1 protein-coding gene is annotated in these 254 nt (G+C 46.5%); it reads right to left on the reverse strand.

The window, feature by feature from the left end:
* Positions 1-111: 111 nt before the first annotated feature.
* Positions 112-254, reverse strand: a 143-nt coding sequence (locus tag SB749_RS20150; protein WP_410711872.1) for a carboxyltransferase domain-containing protein, incomplete at its 5' end; no start/stop codon positions are given.

Here is a 254-nt window from a genome sequence, read left to right on the forward strand (position 1 = left end):
GCAATAATGTGCGCACAGGTATCTAGGCTGCCTGAGCGGCTAACCCCTAAATGTCGAAAACCCACACGACCTAAATCTTGAATTGTAAGTTGAATACCGCTCTTGATAACCTTAATCATTGTTTACTCCTTTGACAGGCACAAACTCAATGGTGTCGCCGGGCTTAAATAAGCAAGGGTTAGCGGCTTTAGCATCAAATAAGCAGGCATCAGTGTGAGCAATGATATGCCAACCACCCGGTGAGTCCTCAGGGT

Origin of the sequence: Brevibacterium sp. SIMBA_078 (assembly GCF_046534565.1) — a bacterium.
Lineage (GTDB): Bacteria > Actinomycetota > Actinomycetes > Actinomycetales > Brevibacteriaceae > Brevibacterium.